We start from the raw sequence: 4,246 nt of genomic DNA on the forward strand, positions 1-4,246 counted from the left end.
GATGATCCTGCAGGGCGCGTTCCAAATGGTCATATAGAGGGAGCCATGCTTCACCATGGTCGCCTCGCGCCACGATGATCTCGGCGACGCGGTCGAGCGCTCGCTCAATCCGCTGCGCCGTGATTGGCCGAGGCGTGGGCGAGTATCGCCTCACAGCTTCGCCTTTCTGCAAGGCCATGAATGCTGCATGCCTTATGCGTAAGCGAACATTGGAGGTGTAGTGAAGGCATGTCTTCGGCGCGGGCTGCAATTTGCGGCCGCGGCCTGCAAATGGGCGCAACTTCCCGATGATTGAGAAGGCTACCACATACCTAAACTTATATGCGGACCACCACGGACGGGGACAGTCGGTCCCGCGTCCCGTCCTGTGGCCGGCGCTAGGCTGACGCTCCTACGGCTGTCCTGTTCACCGTCCGCGGCGGGGGCGAATTTCCTCCGTCATACGCGCGACAATCGTCCCCGGTTGGGGACGCGCGCATAACTTCGGCTTATGCGCCGTTCTTCCTTGGACCGATGGCTACCATTTTTGTGACGCGCAGTATGCTTTTGCTATGGTTGATGATGGTAGCGCTAGAGCGCTACCGCCTTTCCCCCCACTCATCGAGCTGCCAGTTCCGACTTCGCTGCTGCGGCTAGCGAAGCGAGCCCGTCCTGCCTACGAAATCAGGCGTAGGGGAGTGCCTTGCCCTCCGAAGGCAGCACTCAGCCCGTTCGGTTCATCGTGGGTTTTGACCGGTATGCGCCCATGTCGGCCGCAGCGATCAGCTCTGCCGTTTCCTGAAAGCCGACATCGCCGGTATACGGGCGGGAGTCGTGGTTGTGCCATCAGCTGCCGCTCGCATCAGCGCTCCGAATGGCGGGGTAGAGCGCGCAAAGCGGGCTTTGTACAGGTCGACGTGGGCATCTTCACAAAGGCGCGGAGACGGGCTCCCGCCAACCGATTACGCAGTTCGTCCTCGCTACTGCTCGCTCGCGACAAAAGCGCTCGAGCAATTGGTCTCTTCCACGAAATCGAACGAGGTGTCGCGGCAGCGGACGCGGCGAAGACGACGGGGATGTCGAGGCCTGGCTCCGCTTGATCGGTGCCGTCAGATAGTTGAGGCAGGTCTCCCGCGCCGAGCACGCGCGCCGGAAGCTTTGAACCACCTCCGCCAATCCTCCAGCGGGCTGCCGAATGCCGCATCGAAAGCGGTCCGCGCACATGCGGATCGCACCATACCCAGCTCTGCGAGCTCGACGTCGGAATAGCTCTTCAGTTCACGCATCAGCTGGCGGTACTCGCCCCAGCGACGGAAGAATTCTCGGGTCACCATTGCAGCCTCCACCTTGCCCAACGCCGTGATCGGCGGTGTGACGTCAGTGTCGCTGCAAGGGGCTTTCCGGTCCTGTTTCCCGGTCCGAAAAGTTCGGAAAAATCACGATACGGGCGAGGTTGCGGCTAGTTTTCGGGGAGGCCGGCCATCCGCCATCCCTCGACGAACAAGGACCTTCCCGCAGAGTCGCGGAAGGGTCCCGCGGCGAGCCCCGCCACCGTCGCATGCGGCGTCAGCTCGAGGAGCTTCCGAACCGCCTCACGTGCCTCATCCATCCGTCCAATATGAGCATAGGCAACCGAGAGGCCCCAATAGGTCACGACCCATTCGTTGAAACTCGCAAGCGACCGGAGGAGCCACTCGATTCCAAGCTCATAATTTCCGAGCATAACCTGGACGTAACCTTCCCCCGTCAGGCTGTAGAAGGCGTCCGGCGATTCCGGGCTCAGGCGGTAGGCACGTCGAAAGCAGGCGGAGGCCTCGGTGAGGTCGCCGGCGACGACGTTCGCGTAGCCGGTATGGTTGAGGATGACCAGGCTGTTCGGGATGGCCGCCAGCGCGCGACGGATCGCCCCAAGCCCTTTCGAGGCATCACGGCCAATTATGAGCGTGAGCCAGCCGCAGATCGCCACGACAACCGGATCGTCGCGCCCATGGCTCAGCGCCTCCCGTACGAGCCCCAAGCACGTCTTCGTGTCGTCAGCCGTGAGCGGCGGAAGTCCAAGCGTGATGCGCTTCTCGTAACACCAAGCCGCGTAGGCGATTGCCGGAGCGAACTCGGGATCGATCGCGATGGCCCGTTCGAGCAGCGCAATGCCCTCCGCATAGCCGGCGGGATCCATGCCGTAGACATAAGGTAGCGCCCTCAGGAACAGCTCGTAGGCATCGAGGCTCTCGGGCCGCTTCCGGCGCACACGCTCGATCTCGGCAAGTCGTATCTGCGGCTCGAGCAGGCCGACCACGGCCTCCGTGATGCGGTCCTGCAGGTCGAACAACCCGGTCGCGGCGTCGTCGAACCTTTCCGCCCAGAGCTGTTCGCCAGTCGTCGCGTCGACGAGATGCGCGGCAACCCTAAGACTTCCGCCGGCGCGACGGATGGTGCCCTCGAGCGCATAGCGAACGCCGAGGTCGCGCATCGCTCGCTTCCCGTCGACCGCTGGATCTTTAACGCCCACCACGGCAAACGTCTTGAAGCGTGACAACTCCGTGATGATGTCATCGACCAGCCCCTCGATGAGGCCCGCCTCGTCTGGACCGCCGCCGAGGTTGGCGAATGGCATGACCGCCACGAGCGCGCGCCCGGCCGCCGCACTGATCGCTCGCCCCTCGGACTGGGGCAGGACCAGCCGGTAGCCGACTCGGGTACCGTCACGATCCAGTCATGTCCGTCCTTTCTAGGCCCAAGCGTCTTGCGAAGCGCCGCGATTTGGACGGTGAGGTTGCTCTCCTCGACGACTGTGCCGGGCCAAGCGCGATCGAGGAGGTGATCCTTAGAGACGACCATCCCCCCGGCCTCGAGAAGGGTGTCGATCAGTAGGAGGCCGCGCTGGTTGACGGCCAGCGGTTGACCGTCACGCTCCAGCGTCGTGGTCGCGAGGTCGTATCGGAAGGGACCGAAAGACGTCACGGTCATGACCGTCAACCCCCGTCCGCGAAGTTGCCGCTTCACTATCGCGATTACCTGAATTGATAACACAGCTTGGCCGATTTTGACAGAAGAACCGGCCGCGCACCAATGGCTGCTTAGCGCCGCTAGGACGACATTGAGATCGACTGTCGACAACGACCGAGATGGGGTCAGATCAGGACGCTGCTCGCGCAGAACTGAATGTCAGCTTTTATAGATCTCGCTGCTAGGAGCTGGCGGTCCGCTTCCGGCCCTGCTGCAATGCGGGGAAAAATCTCCTTGGCCAATGTCGGTCAAGGAGAATGATCATGGGTATTTTACAATATGATCCGGGTTCGCAGGAACGTCGAGCTTGGAATGCTGGCCGCAAGGTCGGCGCCAAACGAGCCTTGAAGCCACGTCAGGTGTGGGCCGTTCGCTTCTTCCTCGATCAGCACCATCGCGTCCGTGACCGAGCACTTTTCGATCTGGCGATCGATAGCAAGCTGCGGGGCTGCGATATCGTAAAGATTAAAATCGGCGAATTGGTCAGCGGCAGCCAAATCCGGACCCGGGCGATCGTCGTTCAGCAAAAGACGGGTCGGCCGGTTCAGTTCGAGTTGATGGATGATGCACGTGCCAGCCTCCTGGCATGGTTTGATCGGCGCGGCGGCGCGATCGACGACTACGCTTTTCCGAGCAGGATCGATCACGCCGATCATCTGAGCACACGGCAATATGCGCGACTGGTCGATGAGTGGGTTACTGGCATCGGCTTGCGCCGGGAGGAATACGGCACGCACTCGCTACGGCGGACCAAGGCGTCGATCATTTACAAAGCCACCGGCAATCTTCGAGCCGTGCAAATCTTACTAGGCCACACCAAGATCGAGAACACGGTGCGCTATCTTGGCGTCGACGTCGAGGATGCCCTCACTTTGGCGGAAGGGACAGAAATTTGACTACCCCGGCTCCTTGCCACCAACGAGGAGCCGAACTGGTACGCGCCGCAAAGTCGTCGTTGAGCAGATCAATACCGCATTCTAAAAGCGGACATCCCGGAATCGCGCATTGTGCAATACAAAAAGGTATGACGAGTAGCGGAGATTGATCCTACATAAGGAGGGAGATCGCGGGCGATAAGACCCGCGTCTCCGAACCCGCTACTGCATGAACCATCCATGGCTGACCACCATCGACTGGCCAGTCAGCGCGTTCGATGGGAAGGCCGCCAGGAACAGCGCTGCTTCCGCAACGTCCTGGACGGTCGTGAACTCGCCGTCGACCGTCTCCTTCAGCATCATGGTCTTGATCACGTCCGCCTCGG

The 4,246-nt window shown here is 61.6% G+C and carries 2 protein-coding genes and 2 pseudogenes; 1 reads left to right on the forward strand and 3 read right to left on the reverse strand.

Annotation, left to right across the window (positions count from 1 at the left end; all coding sequences use genetic code 11):
* Window positions 1–1,438: 1,438 nt before the first annotated feature.
* Together B5V02_RS21815 and B5V02_RS42740 are read right to left on the reverse strand one after the other, a co-directional pair.
* A complete protein-coding gene (locus B5V02_RS21815; RefSeq protein ID WP_111546176.1) occupies window positions 1,439–2,593 on the reverse strand; it encodes a tetratricopeptide repeat protein in 1,155 nt (384 codons plus the stop codon).
* Between the two features lie 140 nt (window positions 2,594–2,733).
* Window positions 2,734–2,946 (reverse strand): annotated as a pseudogene (locus tag B5V02_RS42740) (winged helix-turn-helix domain-containing protein); the annotation flags it as partial.
* A 302-nt stretch (window positions 2,947–3,248) separates the two neighbouring features.
* Here B5V02_RS42740 and B5V02_RS21825 point away from each other — a divergent pair.
* The gene (locus B5V02_RS21825) at window positions 3,249–3,881 is read left to right on the forward strand and encodes a tyrosine-type recombinase/integrase (protein WP_111546178.1); all 633 of its coding nucleotides are present in this window, start codon (window positions 3,249–3,251) and stop codon (window positions 3,879–3,881) included.
* Window positions 3,882–4,082: 201 nt separating this feature from the next.
* Here B5V02_RS21825 and B5V02_RS41785 read toward each other — a convergent pair.
* Window positions 4,083–4,246, reverse strand: a pseudogene (locus B5V02_RS41785) (3-hydroxybutyrate dehydrogenase); the annotation flags it as partial.

It is taken from the genome of Mesorhizobium kowhaii, from assembly GCF_003253745.1.
Taxonomy (GTDB): Bacteria; Pseudomonadota; Alphaproteobacteria; order Rhizobiales; family Rhizobiaceae; genus Mesorhizobium; species Mesorhizobium kowhaii.

Bases quoted from the DNA above. Each gene is read 5' to 3' on its own strand.
- B5V02_RS21815 (WP_111546176.1), bottom strand. From the start codon at position 2,593: ATGCCATTCGCCAACCTCGGCGGCGGTCCAGACGAGGCGGGCCTCATC.
- B5V02_RS21825 (WP_111546178.1), top strand. From the start codon at position 3,249: ATGGGTATTTTACAATATGATCCGGGTTCGCAGGAACGTCGAGCTTGG.